The sequence below is a fragment of the Pseudomonas kilonensis genome, from assembly GCF_001269885.1.
In the GTDB taxonomy this organism is placed as follows: domain Bacteria; phylum Pseudomonadota; class Gammaproteobacteria; order Pseudomonadales; family Pseudomonadaceae; genus Aquipseudomonas; species Aquipseudomonas kilonensis.
The window spans coordinates 1-18,130 of record NZ_LHVH01000031.1; the positions used below are offsets into that span (position 1 = coordinate 1).

12 protein-coding genes and 1 pseudogene are annotated in these 18,130 nt (G+C 59.3%); 7 read left to right on the forward strand and 6 right to left on the reverse strand.

Going from position 1 to position 18,130, the window contains the following annotated elements; translation table 11 throughout:
* Positions 1-654: 654 nt before the first annotated feature.
* Complete coding sequence (nosR, locus tag AD662_RS22765) at positions 655-2,022, reverse strand: response regulator c-di-GMP phosphodiesterase, NosR family (RefSeq protein ID WP_018603274.1); 1,368 nt, start codon at positions 2,020-2,022, stop codon at positions 655-657.
* Positions 2,023-2,250: 228 nt separating this feature from the next.
* Between nosR and AD662_RS22770 the strand changes: the two genes are divergently transcribed.
* The 7 genes and pseudogenes from AD662_RS22770 to AD662_RS22795 all read left to right on the forward strand — a co-directional run bounded on the left by AD662_RS22770 (position 2,251) and on the right by AD662_RS22795 (position 12,490).
* Positions 2,251-4,542 carry a GGDEF/EAL domain-containing response regulator gene (locus AD662_RS22770; RefSeq protein ID WP_053189785.1) on the forward strand — a complete coding sequence of 764 codons (2,292 nt, stop codon included), beginning with the start codon at positions 2,251-2,253 and terminating at the stop codon, positions 4,540-4,542.
* Positions 4,539-6,413: an EAL domain-containing response regulator gene (locus AD662_RS22775; protein WP_018603278.1), complete on the forward strand. Its 1,875-nt coding sequence runs from the start codon at positions 4,539-4,541 to the stop codon at positions 6,411-6,413. The genes AD662_RS22770 and AD662_RS22775 overlap by 4 nt, the downstream gene beginning before the upstream one ends.
* A 42-nt stretch (positions 6,414-6,455) precedes the next feature.
* Positions 6,456-7,415, forward strand: coding sequence for a cytochrome-c peroxidase (locus AD662_RS22780; RefSeq protein WP_053189786.1), 960 nt, complete (start codon positions 6,456-6,458; stop codon positions 7,413-7,415).
* Positions 7,412-9,214 (forward strand): DAHL domain-containing protein, encoded by a 1,803-nt coding sequence (locus tag AD662_RS22785; protein ID WP_053189787.1) that lies wholly within the window; start codon positions 7,412-7,414, stop codon positions 9,212-9,214. The genes AD662_RS22780 and AD662_RS22785 overlap by 4 nt, the downstream gene beginning before the upstream one ends.
* 590 nt (positions 9,215-9,804) lie before the next feature.
* Positions 9,805-9,891, forward strand: a pseudogene (locus tag AD662_RS30215) (hypothetical protein); the annotation flags it as partial.
* 291 nt (positions 9,892-10,182) lie between these two features.
* Complete coding sequence (locus AD662_RS30220) at positions 10,183-10,617, forward strand: sensor histidine kinase (RefSeq protein ID WP_428838798.1); 435 nt, start codon at positions 10,183-10,185, stop codon at positions 10,615-10,617.
* A gap of 253 nt (positions 10,618-10,870) precedes the next feature.
* Positions 10,871-12,490, forward strand: a complete 1,620-nt coding sequence (locus AD662_RS22795) for an FMN-binding glutamate synthase family protein (RefSeq protein WP_053189789.1) — start codon at positions 10,871-10,873, stop codon at positions 12,488-12,490.
* A gap of 190 nt (positions 12,491-12,680) precedes the next feature.
* Here the strand turns inward: AD662_RS22795 and AD662_RS22800 are convergent, their stop codons facing one another.
* From AD662_RS22800 to AD662_RS22820, 5 genes are all read right to left on the reverse strand, one after another.
* Entirely contained in the window at positions 12,681-14,273 is a 1,593-nt protein-coding gene (locus AD662_RS22800) for a glycosyltransferase family 39 protein (RefSeq protein ID WP_018603291.1), read from the reverse strand.
* Positions 14,270-15,250, reverse strand: a complete 981-nt coding sequence (locus tag AD662_RS22805) for a glycosyltransferase family 2 protein (protein ID WP_018603293.1) — start codon at positions 15,248-15,250, stop codon at positions 14,270-14,272. Before AD662_RS22805 ends, AD662_RS22800 begins: the two co-directional genes overlap by 4 nt.
* Positions 15,247-15,621, reverse strand: coding sequence for a GtrA family protein (locus tag AD662_RS22810; RefSeq protein WP_018603295.1), 375 nt, complete (start codon positions 15,619-15,621; stop codon positions 15,247-15,249). Before AD662_RS22810 ends, AD662_RS22805 begins: the two co-directional genes overlap by 4 nt.
* Positions 15,622-15,664: 43 nt before the next feature.
* On the reverse strand, positions 15,665-16,069 hold the full coding sequence (locus tag AD662_RS22815; RefSeq protein WP_235862366.1) for a GtrA family protein: 405 nt from the start codon (positions 16,067-16,069) through the stop codon (positions 15,665-15,667).
* Positions 16,070-16,205: 136 nt separating this feature from the next.
* The gene (locus AD662_RS22820; RefSeq protein WP_018603299.1) at positions 16,206-17,627 is read right to left on the reverse strand and encodes an amino acid permease; all 1,422 of its coding nucleotides are present in this window, start codon (positions 17,625-17,627) and stop codon (positions 16,206-16,208) included.
* Positions 17,628-18,130 lie beyond the last annotated feature (503 nt).

An 18,130-nucleotide genomic window follows, 5' to 3' on the forward strand; every position in this document is an offset into this window, starting at 1 on the left:
GGTGTACGACCGGGAGAGCCAGGTCGGCTGTTAGGCCGCCTCGCGAGCAAGCTTTGCTCCCACAGATCTGACGGGTGTACGACCGGGAGAGCCAGGTCGGCTACTAGGCCGCCTCGCGAGCAAGCTTTGCTCCCACAGATCTGACAGGTGTACGACCGGGAGAGCCAGGTCGGCTGTTAGGCCGCCTCGCGAGCAAGCTTTGCTCCCACAGATCTGACGGGTGTACGACCGGGAGAGCCAGGTCGGCTGTTAGGCCGCCTCGCGAGCAAGCTTTGCTCCCACAGATCTGACGGGTGTACGACCGGGAGAGCCAGGTCGGCTACTAGGCCGCCTCGCTTTTGATCTTGATCTGGGGCGCCCCGTTAACCACGCTGGCCGAACGCAGGCATTGTGGAGTGGGCACCTCGGCATGGATGCCGAGGTAGCCGCGCTGGGCCATGGATGGCCCTTCGCGGCGGGCCCACGGAGCAATGCCGGAGTGAGGGCATGCCGAGCCTAGGCGAGGCACCGAGTGGTGGGGCAAAAGCGCTTTGGTTACTTTCGCGCTTTTCGAAAGTGACCCGCCGTCAGGGCGGAACCCTAAGCCGCCGTTACCGCAGCAACGGATATGTACCCAATCCAATCCAATCCAATCCAATCCAACCCAGAACCCAGTCACCCCAACATCGGCTTCGGCACCGAAGGGTCGGCCTCCTCCTCGGGGATCTTGACGAACACGCTGTACCGCGCGCCCTCCATCGCCTCGAAGGCAATGAGTTTTTCGATCAACGGCCCGCTCAGGACTTTGCCAGCGTTGAGCAGCAACATGCCGTTGTCGGCATTGAGGTTGCGCGCCAGGATCATCCCGGGGGTCAACTCGCGCGTGGTGGAGACTTGCACCGTCGGGTCCGACAGGGTCACGTCTTCCAGGTATTCGGCACACGCCTTGATGAAGTCCTCGATCATGTCCGGGTCGTACAGCTTGCCGGCGTATTTGCGGATGTAGACCAGCGCTTCGTCGCTGTTCATCTGCCGCTCCAGGATCAACCCGCGCTGCAGCTCGATGAAGTCCACCGCCAGTTTCAACAACCGCGAACCGAACGGAATGGCGTCGCCCCGAAGGTGCTCGGGGAAACCGCTGCCGTCCCAACGCTCCTGGTGATGGCGGATGATCCGCGCCGCGTCCTTCATCGGGTCCAGGGTCATCAGCAGCGATTCGCTCTGCTTCGGATAGGCCCGATAGAGCTCAAGTTCCGTGTGGTGCAGCATGTCGGCGGGCGTGACCATCATGTTGTCGGTCCAGCTCAGCTTGCCGATGTTGTAGAGCGCCGCCGCCATGGTCAGGTCGCGGTCGGTGGACTCATCGAGGAAATGCAGCCGGCTGTAGACCCTGATCAACTCGATGATCTGCCGGTTGGTCTGCTTGGCCTTGGGCAGGCGCAGGTTGGCGATCAGCGAAAACACTTCAGTGCTGGTCACATAACTGCGCTTGAGCTCGTCATAAGCCAAATCGAGCATGTCGGCGGTCTGCTGCAGCTCGGAGGTGCGCGACGCCACGCGTTTTTCCAGGGTGGCGTTAAGGGTCTTGAGTTGCTGGTTCTGCTCGCGGTTCAGCGCTTCGAGGCGCTGACGCTCGCTTTCGGAATGCTGGTGGGACAGGGCCTGGCGCAAGGCCTGGACCAATTCCTCATCGTTCCAGGGCTTGCTGAGGTAACGATAGAGCTGCCCCTCGTTGATGGCCTTGGTCATCATGTCCACATCGGCATAACCGGTGAGCAGGATGCGCAAGGTCGATGGGTACAGCTTGCGGATCTCGGCCAGCAGCGTGGCGCCATCCATGTTCGGCATGCGCGCGTCGGTCATTACCAGGTCGACCGGCCGCTCCTTGAGAATTTCCAGGGCCTTGGCGCCACTGTCGGCCAGCAGGATCTCGTACGGCTGGCTGCGCAATAGCCGACGCAGGCTATTGAGGATCGACTCTTCGTCATCAACCAGCAGCACTGCCGGTTTCTTTACCGGAACGTCCGGCGATTGATCTTCCATTTGAAACCCCCCTCCTAGTCACGACAACCGTTCTACCTTACCCCCGAAATACAGGCTAGTAGATTGCGAACATTTAGACACATTTGCCATCACTGGCCGAGCGTATCCCGATCAGACGACTATGCTCTACCCCATGAAGGGCCAAGTACAGGCCGAATACTCATGCCAGCGAAAGGGATATCAGATGTTTCCAGGGTTCTATAGTCAGCATCAGAACGGTGCACGGCCATGAGCCTGCCATTGGATAAAACCAATCGGCGGATCCTGATCGTCGACGACACGCCAACCATCCATGAGGATTTTCGCAAGATCCTCAGCCCCCAGGCGAGCGCCAATGACAGCCTGAGCAGCGCCGAAGAAGCCCTGTTCGGCTCGCCTGTGGCGGTCTCCGGCACGAGTTTCGTGCTCGATTCGGCGTTCCAGGGCATGGAAGCCTTGAACAAGGTCGAAACGGCACTGGCCCAGGGGCAACCCTTCGCCATGGCGTTCATCGACATGCGCATGCCACCGGGCTGGGACGGCCTGGAAACCATCGAACGGCTTTGGCGCGCCGACCCCAAGCTGCAAGTGGCCCTGTGCACCGCTTATTCGGACTATTCCTGGGAAGACATCGCCGATCGTCTTGAACTGGGCGACCGCCTGCTCATCCTGAAAAAACCTTTCGATGCCATCGAAATCCGCCAGATGGCCAGCACCTTGACCGTCAAATGGCAGATGACCGAGGAGGCGGCGCTGAAAATGGACATGCTCGAGCGCGCGGTCGAGGAACGCACCCGGGAACTGGCCGACGCCAACATCATCGTGCAGAACAGCCCGACCATCCTCTATCGCCTGCGGGGCGAGCCGCCGTTCCCATTGATGTACATCTCCCACAACATCACCAAATTCGGCCATTCCGCGGCGCAACTGACCAACGCGCCGGACTGGGCGCAAACCCTGATCCACGCCGATGACCAGGACAAAGTCCATGAGGCCATGGTCCGCGTCCTGGACCGTGATTCCGCAGGGGCCTCCATCGAGTTCCGCATGCGTACCGGCGACGACACGTTCCGCTGGGTGGAGAACCGCTACATCCCGGTGCGCAATGAGCATGGCCTGTTGCTGGAGATAGAAGGCATCATCCTCGACATCACGGAACGCAAGCTGGCCGAAGAAAAAATCTCCCTGCTGGCCCGCACCGACGGCCTGACCGGGCTGGCCAACCGCGCCACCATGATCGAGCGCCTGCACCAGGCCTTCGCCGCCGCTCGTCGCGGGGCCGCGCCGTTTGCGATGTTCTATCTGGACCTGGACCACTTCAAACGGATCAACGACACCTTGGGTCATCCCATCGGCGACCTGCTGTTGCAGGAGGTCGCCGCTCGCATCAAGGCCTGCACCCGGGAAAACGACGTGGTGGCGCGCCTGGGCGGCGACGAGTTCGCCCTGCTGCAATTGGACGTCCATGAAGCGACCCATTGCGCCGCGCTGGCGGGCAAGATCCGTGATGCGCTGGTGGCGCCGTACTCCCTGGACGGCAACGACGTGCGGATCTCGGTGAGCATCGGCATCGCCCTGTACACCCCGCAGAGCCTGAGTGCCGATAGCCTGATGGCGCAGTCCGACATGGCCCTGTACCGCTCCAAGGAAAAGGGCCGCAACCAGTACCATTTCCACAATGAAGAAATTAACCAGGAAGTCACCGACCGGGTCGCCCTCGCCAACGACCTGCGCCAGGCCATCGAGAACAACGAACTGCACCTGCACTACCTGCCGGAAGTCGACCTTGGCACCGGCAAGATCCTCGGCATGGGCGTGCAAGTGCGCTGGAACCACCCTCAACGTGGCTGGCTGGAACCAGCGGCCTTCATGCCCGCCGCCGAGAAAACCGGGATCATCATTGGCCTGGGGCATTGGGTACTGGACCAGGCTTGCCAACAAATGCGCCAATGGCGTGACCAGGGCATGGCGCCCCCGGTGATCGCCATCGACCTGTCCCTGACCCAGCTCAAGACCGGCCCGGAACTGATCTACGATGTGCTGCGCACCACCGCGCGCTGGGAACTGGCGCCCTGGGACCTGCGCTTCGACGTCACCGAAGCCACCCTGGCCCAGACCAAGTGGACCCACAACGACGTGCTGCCGCGCCTCTGCGAATTGGGCGTGCAGATCGCCATCGATGACTTCGGCACCGAGTACTCCTCGTTCGATTACCTCAAGACCTACCGGGTCAATCACCTCAAGCTCGCCCAGCGTTTCCTCGACAGCGCCAACGCCGACCCCGAAAACGCCACGACGTTGCGGGCGATCATCAACTTCGCCCGGGACGTGGGCATCGGGATCATTGCCGAGGGTGTCGAGACCCAGGAGCAACGCACCACGCTGATGTCCAGCGGCGGGGACATGCAGGCCCAAGGGCACTACTTCAGCACCGTGGTCGACAGCGGCCAGGCCGCCGAGTTGCTCAAGGCCGGCACCATCGTCCCGGCGACAGACCACTGGACCCGCCCAGCGAGCCAGCTATCGGAGAGCAATCCATGAATCCAATGGCGGTACCTGCCAACCGGCGAATCCTGGTGGTGGACGACACGCCGGCGATCCACCAGGACTTTCGCAAGATTCTCAGCCCCAGCGCCGGCAGTGATGACTCGCTGGACGACACCGAGAGCCTGCTGTTCGGCACCCCGCAGGTCAATCGGCTGCAATTCCAGATCGACTCGGCCTACCAGGGAGAGGAGGCGCTGGAACTGGTCAAGCGCGCCCAGGCCGAAGGCCAGCCCTATGCGCTGGTGTTCGCCGACATGCGCATGCCACCGGGCTGGGACGGCCTGCAAACCATCGAGGCGCTGTGGGAGGCCGACCCGCGCCTGCAAATCGCCCTGTGCACGGCGTTCTCGGACTACTCCTGGGAAACCATGTCCGAACGGATCGAGTTCGACGATCAGTTGCTGATCCTCAAGAAACCCTTCGACACCCTGGAAATCCGCCAGATGGCCAGCGCCATGACCTGGAAATGGCAGCTGGCCCAGGATGCGGCGAGGAAAATGCGCAGCCTGGAACGCACGATCGAAGAGCGCGTCCAGGAATTGCTCAAGGTGTCCCACCTGCTGCAATACGACGTGCTCACCGAGTTGCCCAACAGCATGTTGCTCGGCGATCGGCTGACCCAGGCCATGGCCCAGTGCCGTCGGCATGACCGGCAACTGGCGGTGATGTTCATCGGCCTGGACCGCTTCAAGCGCATCAATAACGCGCTGGGCCATCCGGTGGGCGATGAAATGCTCAAGCGCGTGGCCCGGGCACTGGCGACCGTGGTGCGCGAATCCGATTCGGTGTTTCGCTACGGTTCCGATGAATTCGTGGTGGTGCTGGGGGACGTCATCGACCCGCAGCAGACCAAAGGCGTGGCCGACAAACTGCTGGCGGCCATCAGTTCCCCACAGCCCATCGACGGCCATGACCTGAGCGTCACCGCGAGCCTGGGCATCAGCGTGTACCCGAACGACGGCTTCGACGCCGTGGCGCTGATCAAGAAAGCCGAGACGGCGATGCGCAACGTCAAGGAAACCGGCCCCAACGACTACCGGTTTTTCACCGAAGACATGAACCGCCGGGCGCGGCAGCAGCAGACCATCGAATCCGGCCTGCGCCTGGGCCTGCTACGCAAGGAGTTCGTGCTGCATTACCAACCCAAGCTCGACCTCAAGAGCGGCAAGGTGGTCGGTGTCGAGGCGCTGGTGCGTTGGGACAGGCCGGATCATGGCCTGGTCTATCCCTCGGATTTCATTCCGGTCGCCGAGGACAGCGGCCTGATCGTCCCGCTGAGCCAATGGGTGCTTCAGGAGGCCTGCCAGCAGGCCTGCCGCTGGCAAGCCCAGGGCATGCGCCCGCTGTACCTGTCGGTGAACGTCTCGGCCATCGATTTCCGCCAGCGCGGCTTCGTCGAAGGCATTGCCCGCACCCTCAAGGAAACCGGCCTGGACCCGACACAGTTAGAACTGGAGATCACCGAAAGCGTCCTGATGCAGAACGTCGATACCACGGTCGCCGTCCTCAAGGCCATCAAGCAACTGGGGATACGCCTGGCCATCGACGACTTCGGCACCGGCTATTCAAGCCTGAGCTATCTGCAGAAATTTCCGGTGGATGTGTTGAAGATCGACCAGTCGTTCGTCGGTGACCTGAGCATCGACAGCAACGACGCCAAGCTGGTGAGCACCATCATCAGCCTGGGCAAGAGCCTGAACCTGCACATCATTGCCGAAGGAGTGGAAACCCTCGAGCAGTTGGAATTTCTCAAGAAACACCACTGCGAGGAGGTCCAGGGTTATTACTTCAGCAAGGCCGTGGAACCGCAGGCCTTCGTCGACTGGATGACCGAGTGGGAAAAACGCCAGAACCCGTTTTCGTGAACACCTGAGTGTCATCAACCAAAGTTTCAAGGAAAACATCCCATGGCGTCACATGGACTGATTCTGGCTCTCGGCCTGCTCGTGGGAGCAAGCGTGACCGCTCACGCCGAACCACTGGACGAACCCCTCAAACCCCTGCCCCCGATTCCGACCCTGGACCCCAAGCGCGTCCAACTGGGGCTGCGGCTGTTCAATGACCCTCGCCTGTCGGTCAACAACACCCTGTCCTGCGCCAGTTGCCATCGCCTGGACAAGGGCGGCGCCGACGATAAGCCGTTTTCCTTAGGCTTCGACGGCAAGCCGGTGGAGGTCAACACCCCTACCGTGTTCAATGCCAGCCTGAACTTCCACCAGTTCTGGGATGGCCGCGTCGACACGCTGGAAGAGCAGGTCCATGCGGTTGTGACCAGCCCGGTGGAAATGGGCAGCACCTGGGAATCGGTGGTCAAGCGCATCGCCGATGACCCCGGCTATGCCAAGGACTTCAAGGACGCTTACCCCGACGGCGTGACCAAGCCCAATATCCAGGGCGCACTGGCCGACTACGAACGCACCTTGCAGACGCCCAATTCGCGCTTCGACCAGTACCTGCTGGGCAATACCGACGCCCTCACACCCCGGGAAAAGTTCGGTTACCAGCGCTTCAAGGAATACGGCTGCATCGCTTGCCACCAGGGCGTGAACATGGGCGGCAACATGTTCCAGAAATTCGGCGTCTTGGGTGACTACTTCGAGGACCGGGGCAACCCCACCCGAGCCGACGAAGGGCGTTTCAACATCACCGGCGATGAAGCCGACCGCCAGGTTTTCAAGGTGCCCAGCCTGCGCAACGTCGCCGTCACCGCCCCGTATTTCCATGACAGCTCCGCACCGAACCTGGAACGCGCGGTGGAGGTGATGTTCAAGTACCAGTTGGGCCGCGAGCCCCTGAAGAACGATACCCAGCTGATCGTCGAATTCCTCAAGACCCTGACCGGTGAGTGGGAGGGCAAGCCCCTATGACAGTCCTCCGTCGCCTCGGCCTGACCTTCATCGGCGTCTTGCTGGCGGGCATCCTGTTGTTCATGTACATCAATTCAGGCGCCCAGCAGGCCGCCTCGTACATCGAGTCCCGGGACCTGATCCGCCTGCTCAAGCAACAGGACGCCATCTGGGACAACGAAGTCCTCAAGTCACGCATCGCCCTGACCCACAACTATGACCCGCTGGTCTCCCCCCTGCACGAGATGGCACGCCTGTGGCAGCGTCTGGACGCCATTGAATCGGAACCGGGGCGCCACGGGCCGTCACTCTGGGAAGCTCAGCGCGACGAATACCTCAAGCTGGTCAAGGAAAAGACCCGCCTGGTGGAACAATTCAAATCCCATAACGCGGTGCTGCGCAATTCCCTGGCCTTCCTGCCCACCGGCGAGGACGACATCCAGGGCCAGTTCGCCCGGCTGCCCGACACGTACAGGCTGGAGTTGCAGAACGTTGCCATCGACACCTACGACCTGCTCCTCAGCAGCATGGAGTTCGCCCAGCTCAGTTCCCCTGATATAGCGGCCGAGGTCCTGCTGGGGTTGAACCAGCTGGAGGTCAACAAGGAGCGCCTGCCTGAGGGGCTGCTCAACTCTGTCGAAGTCCTGCGCAGGCACATCGGGGTGATCCTGCGCGAACAGCCAAGGGTCAATGAATTGTTACTGGGAATCGAAGCGATCCCCGTGGCCGATCGCCTGGACACCATCACCCAACTGCTCGAGAAAGACCAGGCAAAAGCCGCCGCCCAGTACGAGCGCAACCACGTTTACCTGCTGGTGTTCGCCACGCTGCTGGTGCTGATCCTGATCTGGCTGGCGATCCGGCTGGTACGCAGCTTCGCCGAGATCAAAAGGGTCAACAACGCCCTGCAAACCGCCAACGATGAACTGGAACAGCGGGTTGAAGAACGGACCCGCCAGCTCAAGGACACCCAGAGCGAATTGATGGACACTGCCCGTCAGGCCGGCATGGCGGAAATCGCGACCAACGTGCTGCACAACGTCGGCAACGTCCTCAACAGCGTGAACATCTCCGCCGACCTGGTCAGCCGCAAAATACGCAGCAGCAAGGCCCAGGGGCTGGGCAAGGCCATGCAACTGATCAACGAACACGCCGATGACCTCGGGCACTTTTTCACCGAAGACGCGAAAGGCAAACTGTTGCCTGGCTACCTCAACCAACTGGTCGAAGCCATCGCCGTTGAGCAGCAGGGTCTTACCGACGAGCTGGCCCAGCTGAGCAAAAGCGTGGACCACATCAAGGATATTGTCTCCACCCAGCAATCCTATGCCGGGGCCAACAGCCTGCTGGAACCGTTGGTGGTCAGTGAACTGCTCGAAGACGCCCTGCGCATGAACTCGGGCGCCCTGACCCGCCATCATGTTACGGTGATCAAGGAATACGGCGAGGTGCCGCGGATCATGGGCGACAAGCACCGCTTGCTGTTGATTCTGATCAACCTGATCAGCAATGCCAAATACGCCATGGCGGGGGTTTCCAATCATGCGCGGAACATGACCCTGAAGGCCGCCGTCATCGATGGCGAAACCCTGCAAATCAGCGTCAAGGACGAAGGCGAAGGGATCGCGGAGGAAAACATGACGCGCATCTTCGCCCACGGCTTTACCACGCGTAAGGACGGCCACGGCTTTGGCCTGCACAGCTGCGCATTGGCGGCCATTGAAATGAACGGCCACCTCACCGCCCACAGTGAGGGGCCAGGAAAAGGGGCGACCTTCGAATTGCAGGTGCCCCTGAAACTTGCAGAAGGTGAGCCATGAATAGCATGAGTAACCGCCGCATCCTGTTGATCGACGATACACCCGCCATTCATGAAGATTTCCGCAAGATCCTCACCCCGGAGGATGACAGCAACGCTGACTTGCTGGACATGGAAAGCGCGCTGTTCGGCGATGCGCCAAAACCTGTCGCCACGGTGTTCGAACTCGACTCGGCCTATGGCGGGCAGGAAGGCCTGAACAAGTTGCTGGAGGCATCGGCAAAAGGGCGTCCTTATGCCCTGGCCTTTGTCGACATGCGTATGCCCGAAGGCTGGGATGGCGCCAAGACCATCGAAGAACTCTGGAAGCGCGACCCGTTGCTGCAAGTGGTGGTCTGCACGGCGTATTCGGATTACTCCTGGGATGAACTGCTCGACCGCCTGAACGGCCATGATCGCTTGCTGATCCTGAAAAAACCGTTCGACAACATCGAAGTCCAGCAGATGGCCAACACCCTGACCACAAAATGGGAAATGACCTCCCGTGCGCAACTGAAAATGAACAAGCTCGAAGACCTGGTGGAACAACGCACCCAGGCGTTCAAACAGGCCAGCGAGCTGCTGCAAATGGAGATCGACGAACGCAAGATGCTGGAAACCCAGCTGGTGCAATCGGAAAAACTCGCCTCGCTGGGCCAGTTGGCGGCCGGGGTGGCCCACGAAATCAACAACCCGATCGGCTTCATTTCTTCCAACCTGGGGGCGTTGGACGGTTACTTTGGCAAACTCCAGGAAATGCTCAGCGCCTACGGCAGCGCCGAGGGGGCCATCGCCTCGCCGGAGCTGGTGGTGCACTTGCGCAAGCTGCGCGAACAGGTGGAACTGGACTTCCTTGTCGAGGACATCCCTTTGCTGATCAAGGAATCCAAGGATGGCATCGGCCGGGTCGGGCAGATCGTCAAGGACCTGAAGGACTTCTCCCGCGTCGACTCCAGCCAGGAATGGCAGATGGCCAATTTGCAGCAGGGCATGGATTCGACGTTGAACATCGTCGCCAATGAAATCAAATACAAGGCCGACGTGGTCAAGGAGTACACGCCGTTGCCGGAAGTGGAATGCCTGCCGTCGCAGATCAACCAGGTGATCATGAACCTGATCGTCAACGCCGCCCAGGCCATCGGCCCCGAGCGCGGCACCATCACCCTGCGCAACGGCGTCGGTGACGAATCCGTATGGATCGAAGTCGCCGACAACGGCTCGGGCATCCCCCCCGAAACCCTGCAGAAAATCTTCGACCCGTTCTTCACCACCAAGCCCATCGGCCAGGGCACAGGGCTCGGGCTGTCGTTGTCCTACGGCATCGTGAAAAAACACCACGGCGAGATCACGGTACGCAGCGAAGTCGGGGTCGGCACTACCTTTCGCGTGGAATTGCCGGTGCGGCAGATGAAGCAGGCGAGCTGAGCAGCTCCTGGGGTGGGAACACTGTAGAAGCTGTGGGAGCTGTGGGAGCAAGGCTTGCCCGCGATGGAGACACTCGGTATTTCAGAAACCGAGGCGCCTGTATCGCGAGCAAGCTTTGCTCCCACAGTTTTGCTCCCAGACAGCTTTGCTCCCACACACCCTTGTTTCCATGACAATCCCCTCGTCATAGGGTTGCCCGTCGTTTTGCCGTCGGCGCAGAATGCCTGCGCTACCCCTCCCCCAAGGAAACCGTATGAGCCTGTCTCTGCTGAGTCGTTACGCCTTCTTTGCTGGCTGTGTCATCTTCACCCTCGCCAGCCTGCCGTTCCTGCAATACGACTGGCTCTGGCCGATCACACTGGTGACCGGGTTGCTGAGCCTGCTGGGGCTGTTCGACCTGCTGCAAAGCCGCCACGCCGTGCGTCGCAACTATCCGATCCTGGGCAATATCCGCTACCTGGTCGAAGGCATCCGCCCGGAGATCCGCCAATACCTGCTCGAATCCGACAGCGATGCCCTGCCCTTCTCCCGGGCCCAGCGCTCGCTGGTGTATTCCCGGGCCAAGAACGAAAGCGCCGACAAACCGTTCGGCACCTTGATCGACGTGTACCAGACCGGCTTCGAATTCATCGGCCACTCCATGCGCCCAGCCCCGCTGAGCGATCCCAGCGGTTTTCGCGTGACCGTCGGCGGCCCGCAATGCACCCAGCCGTACTCGGCGTCGGTGTTCAACATCTCGGCCATGAGTTTCGGCTCCCTGAGCGCCAACGCCATCCGGGCGTTGAACCAAGGAGCCAAGTTGGGCAACTTCGCCCACGACACCGGTGAAGGCAGCATCAGCCCCTACCACCGCGAACACGGCGGCGACCTCACCTGGGAGTTGGGCAGTGGCTACTTCGGTTGCCGTACGCCTGACGGGCGCTTCGACCCGGAGCGTTTCGCCGCCCAGGCGCAGAACCCGCAGGTGCGGATGATTGAAATCAAGATGAGCCAGGGCGCCAAACCCGGCCATGGCGGGATCCTGCCCAAGCACAAGGTCACTCGGGAAATCGCCGAGACCCGGGGCATCCTCATGGGCGAGGACTGTGTTTCGCCTTCTTGCCACAGCGCGTTTTCCACGCCGATCGAACTGATGCAGTTCGTCCAGCAACTGCGCGAACTGTCCGGTGGCAAACCGGTGGGCTTCAAGTTCTGCCTGGGGCATCCGTGGGAGTTCATGGGCATCGCCAAGGCCATGCTGGAAACCGGGATCCTGCCCGACTTCATCGTGGTCGACGGCAAGGAAGGCGGCACGGGCGCGGCGCCAGTGGAGTTCACCGACCACATCGGCGTGCCGTTGCGCGAGGGCCTGCTGTTCGTGCATAACACGCTGGTGGGCCTGAACCTGCGGGACAAGATCAAGCTCGGCGCCAGCGGCAAGATCGTCAGCGCCTTCGACATCGCCAGTGTCCTGGCCATCGGCGCCGACTGGGCCAACGCCGCGCGCGGCTTCATGTTCGCCATCGGCTGCATCCAATCGCAAAGCTGCCACACCAACAAATGCCCCACCGGCGTCGCCACCCAGGACACCCTGCGCCAGCGCGCCCTGGTCGTCCCGGATAAAGCCCAACGGGTCTACAACTTCCACCGCAACACCCTCAAGGCCCTGGCCGAAATGCTCGCCGCCGCCGGGCTTGAGCATCCTGCGCAATTGCAGCCCAAGCATCTGGTGCGGCGGATGTCGGCCACCGAGGTGAAGTTGTTTTCCCAGTTGCATGTGTTCCTCAAACCGGGGGAATTGCTGACGGGAGAGGTCAATGGGGCGTTTTATTCGCGGATGTGGCAGATGGCGCGGGCGGATAGTTTTGAGCCGCGGGAAACAGCGGCGGCGTAAACATCAGCTATTCGCGGGTGCGCACAAACTCCTGTAGCGAGGGGATTTAGCGAAACGTCGCACCGCCCCGCTGGGCTGAAGCAGCCCCAAAAACAGACGTCGCGATGCAACAGCCAGACCGAGCCAGTCGGTTTACGACTGCTGCGCAGCCGAGCGGGAGCAAGCTCCTCGTCACGGTGATGCGCTGTGGCTACCGCGGATCGGCTAAGTCCAGTGCCCGTTTACCAGCGGTCCAGATGTTGGTTTGATTGCCCACTTCAGTTGAGGACGGAGTTGCTTTGATAATGTATAGGGAAGCAGTCATTTCCTCGGAAACAAAAGTAAGAACTTGCTCCCATTTGCCTTTTGCGCTCGGCCAGACGCTGGACTTATGGGCTATCCACCAGACCCTTGCCCCGGGACATTGCAAAGTATCCACGTCACTCAAATAAGGGTCTTTAAAGCCATCTGAAATCAACGCGTAATGATTACGGCCAGCCTCTTCAGGAGACACTTTAAGATAAAGCTTCGGTTGCACTCCTGTTTTATTGTAATAGCTAAAGACCAGATATGAAAAAAATGTATCAACCACTATATCGTCTGCCAGCTTAATTTCTTGCTTGACTTTGTTTGCCAACACATCAATTTTCATCTCTCTACGAAAACCAATGCCACTCAAGTTATCTGTTTGCTTATACACCGCTCTCAACCCTTGCACCTCTACAAGAACAATGAATATTAAAGCCATCATCACAACACAAGACCGCCGCTCCCAAGAGTCCAAGCACACTGCAATGACTAATGACAAACCGATCGCAGAAAGCAACAGATACCTGGGAACAAAAACCGGAACAAAAAGCGACACCAGAGCGACAGCAAAAATAGGAACCAAAAAACACCCTCCAAGCAAAGCATTGAAACGATATGCGGTCCCCCTCCAGAAACTTATCGATATCGCACATATGCCCAGCATCAAAGGCAACGGATACAAATACACCGATTGAGCCCACCTGCCGTTCAACATAATGAACTGCCAAAACAAACTAAATACTCCCTCCACCGTGATAGCCGGTATCCATTCAATCCCTCGATTGCCTAACAAGTATCGAGTGGAATAAAAGGCCCAAGGCGCGAGCAATCCTAAAATCGCACCATTAGCCAGCATCCATGCTCCCCTTGGCAGCGCGGTCTGAAATACACTGCATCGTCCTGTCCACCAATAAAACCAATGGACAAGCACACCCAGCGCCGCAAAGTAGTGTGTGTAGAAAGCGGCTGTCATTAAACATATATAATAGATCGGAAAATTCTTATTCTCTGGATCCTTGATCCAATACACCAATGCTACGGTCGCGCCCATCAGCCAAAAGCTGAGCAAGGTGTACATACGCGCTTCTTGACTATAGCGGACCGAGATCGGCAGTAACGCCAGCAGTAATGCCGCAATCCAGGTTGCCCTTCGCGTGGCCACCAAACTCATCAGTTTTATGCCCAGCAAAACTGTGCCAACGTCTGCGACGGCGCTAAGCGATCTCACGGCCAAAACCCCATCGCCAAACACCACCATCCAGTAATGCAAAAAGAAGTAATAGAGGGGCGGATGAACATCCCTTGCCGTAATGGACCAGATCTGCCAAGGCTCGTGCCTGGCAAGCAGTACGCTGAAAGCCTCGTCAAACCAGATGGTCGGTATCGTGATTTCGTAAAAACGCACACACAGCGCAAGCAGCACCACGGTTGCCAAGGCTGAGCCGTCGATATACCGGTTTGAAAGCTTGCCTGGATACGCGTGAGAGTCAGTCATAGACGATCCCCGATCAGCTCGTGAAAGGTCTCGTCGGTTTCTCGCATGCCCAACTCTCCTCGGATTATTTCCCTGATGACATATCTCGGCCGATGTTTCGTCTCCAGATAAATCCGCCCAATGTACTCACCCAACACACCAATGCCGATCAGTTGAACCCCACCCAAAAACAAAATCGCCGTCATCAACGATGGATAACCGGGAAGATCATTCCCAAAGAACAGCTTGTCCAACACCATGTACGCGGCATACAGCAGCGATAAAAACGAGATGCAACCGCCGACATAAGTCCACAACCGCAACGGCACGGTGCTGAACGAAGTGATACCTTCCAGCGCCAGGTTCCACAATTTCCAGCCGTTAAATTTACTGCGGCCAGCGGCGCGACCGGCGCGGTCGTATTCAACGATGACGGTATTGAACCCAGCCCACGACAACACGCCTTTCATAAATAACTGATACTCGGGAAGGGTCTTGATGACCTCCACCACCTTGCGGTCCATCAGCCTAAAATCACCCACGTTCCGCTCGATATGGGGATAGGCAATACGATCGAGCAAACGATAGAACAGCGCAGCGCATCCACGCTTGAGATAACTATCGGATGAACGATCACGACGCTTGGCCAGCACCACCTCGGCGCCCTTCTCCCACTCCGCAATCAACCTGGGAATAACGTCGATGGGATCTTGCAAATCCACGTCCATCGGGATCACCACATCGCCGCTGGCGTGCACGATTCCGGCAAACAACGCCGGCTCCTTGCCAAAATTTCGAGAGAGATCAATGAACACGACCAAGTTATCGACCAGCGCAATGTCCCGAGCCAAAAATCCAGTCTGGTCAGCGCTGCCATCGTTGATAAACACGATCTCGACGCTGTAGTCGACCAGCGCCGGATGCTGGCGAACGCTCTTGTAGAACAGCTCAAGGGTCTGCTCTTCATTGAACACCGGCACAACCAGTGAAATTTTCATGGGCGGTGCCCACGAAACACTACGAACCGAGAGAGCAGAAAACCGAACACCAGACTCAGCAGGGAAAATACCGCCACCGTCAGTAACCCATGGAGCCGCCAGCGGTCTCCCAGATAACCCACGGCATAACTGAGCACGCCCATGACACACAGGAATACCACATACCCCGTCACCGAGTGTTTGGCCTCGAAGGTATAGAGCGCATTGAGGTAATAGGAAAAGGAAGCCGCCACACAGAACGCAGCAAGATTGCTGGTCGACTGATCGAGACCGATCGCTACGCGAAGCACGAAAAATATTTGCCAATGAAGCAGTGTGTTGGCCAGCCCGACCAGTGCGTAAGTGGAAAAGCCGCTCCATATCGCTTTCATGCTCGCTCCCGAACTTGTCGGTGCTTCACTTGCTGAAAGACGGTCATACCCGCTGACGACCACGAAGCAACTTGAACCGGAAAAAGCTGTACCCCATCGTCAGGTTCAGCAAGAAATACAACGCCACCGTCTCCCATCCAGGCAAATTCAGGGCATCGCCGATCGAACCGATACCGTAGCTCACGGCGGCCATCGTGCAATTGAGCAGGAGATAGCCACTCCATGACTGCTGGGGCCCGAAGATGAAAAGCGCATTCACATAAAACGAAAACGCCGCCGCCACACAAAACGCCGCGAGGTTACTGGTTGCCTGAGTCAGGCCGACGGCGCCATACAGCAAGAAAAAAACCTGACAATGGATCAATCCATTGACCAGCGCGATCACTATCAACGCAGAGAAGCCCTTCATCATGCCTACCTTGCCATTCGCCAATTGGCGGGCTTCCAAGCTAGGCCACGGTGTTGCGAGGATCTACTGTCAGAACTTACAGGTCGAACACCTACTCCGACGAACGGCCAGGTTCATTCCTACGAAAAAGCCCCAGTCATTCCGACTGGGGCTCTTGTTTTACAGCGCTATCACCTCACGAAACCGAACGCACACCGCCCCGCACATCCCCAGTCGGTTGCAACTTGAAGGTATAAAACAACACCGTCAGCAACACCAGGAACGCCGGGCCGACATACAACGCCACGCGGGTATCCGGGAAGTACGCCATCAGGCCCACCACCAGCACCAGGAAGGCCAGCGCCAGGTACGAGCTGACCGGGTACAGCCACATGCGGTACTTGAGGGCCGCACGCTCGGAAGCGCTCAAGCCTTGGCGGAATTTGAGCTGGGCCAGCAGGATCATCACCCAGGTCCAGATCGCGCCGAACGTGGCAATCGACGTCACCCAGACGAAGACTTTCTCCGGCACCAGGTAATTGAGCAGCACGCCCAGCAGCAATGCGGCGATGGACAACAGCAATGCGCGGCGCGGTACGCCGTTGGCCGAGGTCTTGGCGAAACCGGCCGGGGCCTGGCCGTTCTGCGCCAGGCTGTAGAGCATCCGCCCGGTGCTGAAGATCCCGCCGTTGCAGGACGACAGCGCGGCAGTGATGACCACGAAATTGATGATGCCAGCGGCGGTCTTGATGCCCAGGCGCTCGAAGGTCATCACGAATGGGCTGCCCTGGGTGCCGATTTCGTTCCACGGGTAGATCGACAGGATCACGAACAGCGCGCCGACGTAGAACAACAGGATCCTCCAGAACACCGAGCCGATGGCGTTGGGGATGGTTTTCTGTGGGTTCTTCGCCTCACCGGCGGTCAGGCCGATCATCTCCACGCCCAGGTAGGCGAACATGACCATTTGCAGGGACATCAACACGCCGGACACACCGTTGGGCATGAAGCCGCCATGGGCCCAGAGGTTGGAAATGCCCAGGGCCACGCCGTCATTGCCGAAGCCGAAGGCGATGATGCCGACTCCGCCGATGACCATGGCGATGATGGTCACGATCTTGATCAGGGCGAACCAGAACTCGAACTCACCGAAAGCCTTGACCGCGATCAGGTTGATCGAGCCCATGCTGACCAGCGCGGCCAGGGCCCAGATCCAGCGGGGCACGTCGGGGAACCAGATGCCCATGTACACCGCCACCGCGGTGATTTCCGCCACGCAGGTCACCAGCCACAGGAACCAGTAGTTCCAACCGGTCAGGAAACCTGCCAGTGGGCCGAGGTAGTCCTGGGCATAGCGGCTGAACGAACCGGCCACCGGGTTATGCACGGCCATTTCACCGAGGGCGCGCATGATCACCAGGATCGCCAGGCCGCCAAGGATGTAGGACAGCATGATCGCCGGACCGGCCATTTCAATGGCCTTGGCCGAGCCGAGGAACAGCCCGACACCGATGCAGGCGCCGAGCGCCATCAGGCGGATATGCCGCTCACCGAGTTCACGTTTGAGCGGACCGCCCTGAGCGGTCTCGCCATGGGGCAGATGATTGCCGACAGGCATAGGGATACAACCTCGTCTTGTTATTGGATTAGCCACCGAGTGTCCAAAGCCACAGGCCGATAGGCCTGCCACCTTGCCGAAACCGGGTCTGTCTTGTGGGCAGACCGTCCTGTGGAACCACAACCTCAGGATCAGCGGGCCATGCAGTATAAAAAGCCAGGGATAGAGAGTTTCACTGTAAAACCCGGGAAATTCAGGGATAAGCCTGCGCCACAAGTGGCTTTTGGAGAGGCGTTGTCTGGGATTACAGGTCATACGGAAACGGCACCGAGTATTGCACAGCATTGGTGCAGCGTCATGTTTGGGCATGGAGCGAGGGCTCTAGTGCAAGCTTTTCAGCCCCCATGTGGTGAGAGAAATCATCTGTGGCGAGGGGATTTATCCCCGCTGGGCTGCGCAGCAGCCCCCAAAACAGCAACCCGGTATGTCTGGACAATTGAGTGGCCTGCATTGGGGCTGCTGCGCAGCCCAGCGGGGATAAATCCCCTCGCCACAGATAAGTC

Excerpts from the sequence above, each read along its gene's own strand:
- AD662_RS22805 (WP_018603293.1), bottom strand. The coding sequence starts at position 15,250 with ATGAAAATTTCACTGGTTGTGCCGGTGTTCAATGAAGAGCAGACCCTT.
- AD662_RS22770 (WP_053189785.1), top strand. The coding sequence starts at position 2,251 with ATGAGCCTGCCATTGGATAAAACCAATCGGCGGATCCTGATCGTCGAC.
- nosR (WP_018603274.1), bottom strand. The coding sequence starts at position 2,022 with ATGGAAGATCAATCGCCGGACGTTCCGGTAAAGAAACCGGCAGTGCTG.
- AD662_RS22785 (WP_053189787.1), top strand. The coding sequence starts at position 7,412 with ATGACAGTCCTCCGTCGCCTCGGCCTGACCTTCATCGGCGTCTTGCTG.
- AD662_RS22775 (WP_018603278.1), top strand. The coding sequence starts at position 4,539 with ATGAATCCAATGGCGGTACCTGCCAACCGGCGAATCCTGGTGGTGGAC.
- AD662_RS22810 (WP_018603295.1), bottom strand. The coding sequence starts at position 15,621 with ATGAAAGCGATATGGAGCGGCTTTTCCACTTACGCACTGGTCGGGCTG.
- AD662_RS22780 (WP_053189786.1), top strand. The coding sequence starts at position 6,456 with ATGGCGTCACATGGACTGATTCTGGCTCTCGGCCTGCTCGTGGGAGCA.
- AD662_RS22800 (WP_018603291.1), bottom strand. The coding sequence starts at position 14,273 with ATGACTGACTCTCACGCGTATCCAGGCAAGCTTTCAAACCGGTATATC.
- AD662_RS22795 (WP_053189789.1), top strand. The coding sequence starts at position 10,871 with ATGAGCCTGTCTCTGCTGAGTCGTTACGCCTTCTTTGCTGGCTGTGTC.
- AD662_RS22820 (WP_018603299.1), bottom strand. The coding sequence starts at position 17,627 with ATGCCTGTCGGCAATCATCTGCCCCATGGCGAGACCGCTCAGGGCGGT.
- AD662_RS30220 (WP_428838798.1), top strand. The coding sequence starts at position 10,183 with ATGGATTCGACGTTGAACATCGTCGCCAATGAAATCAAATACAAGGCC.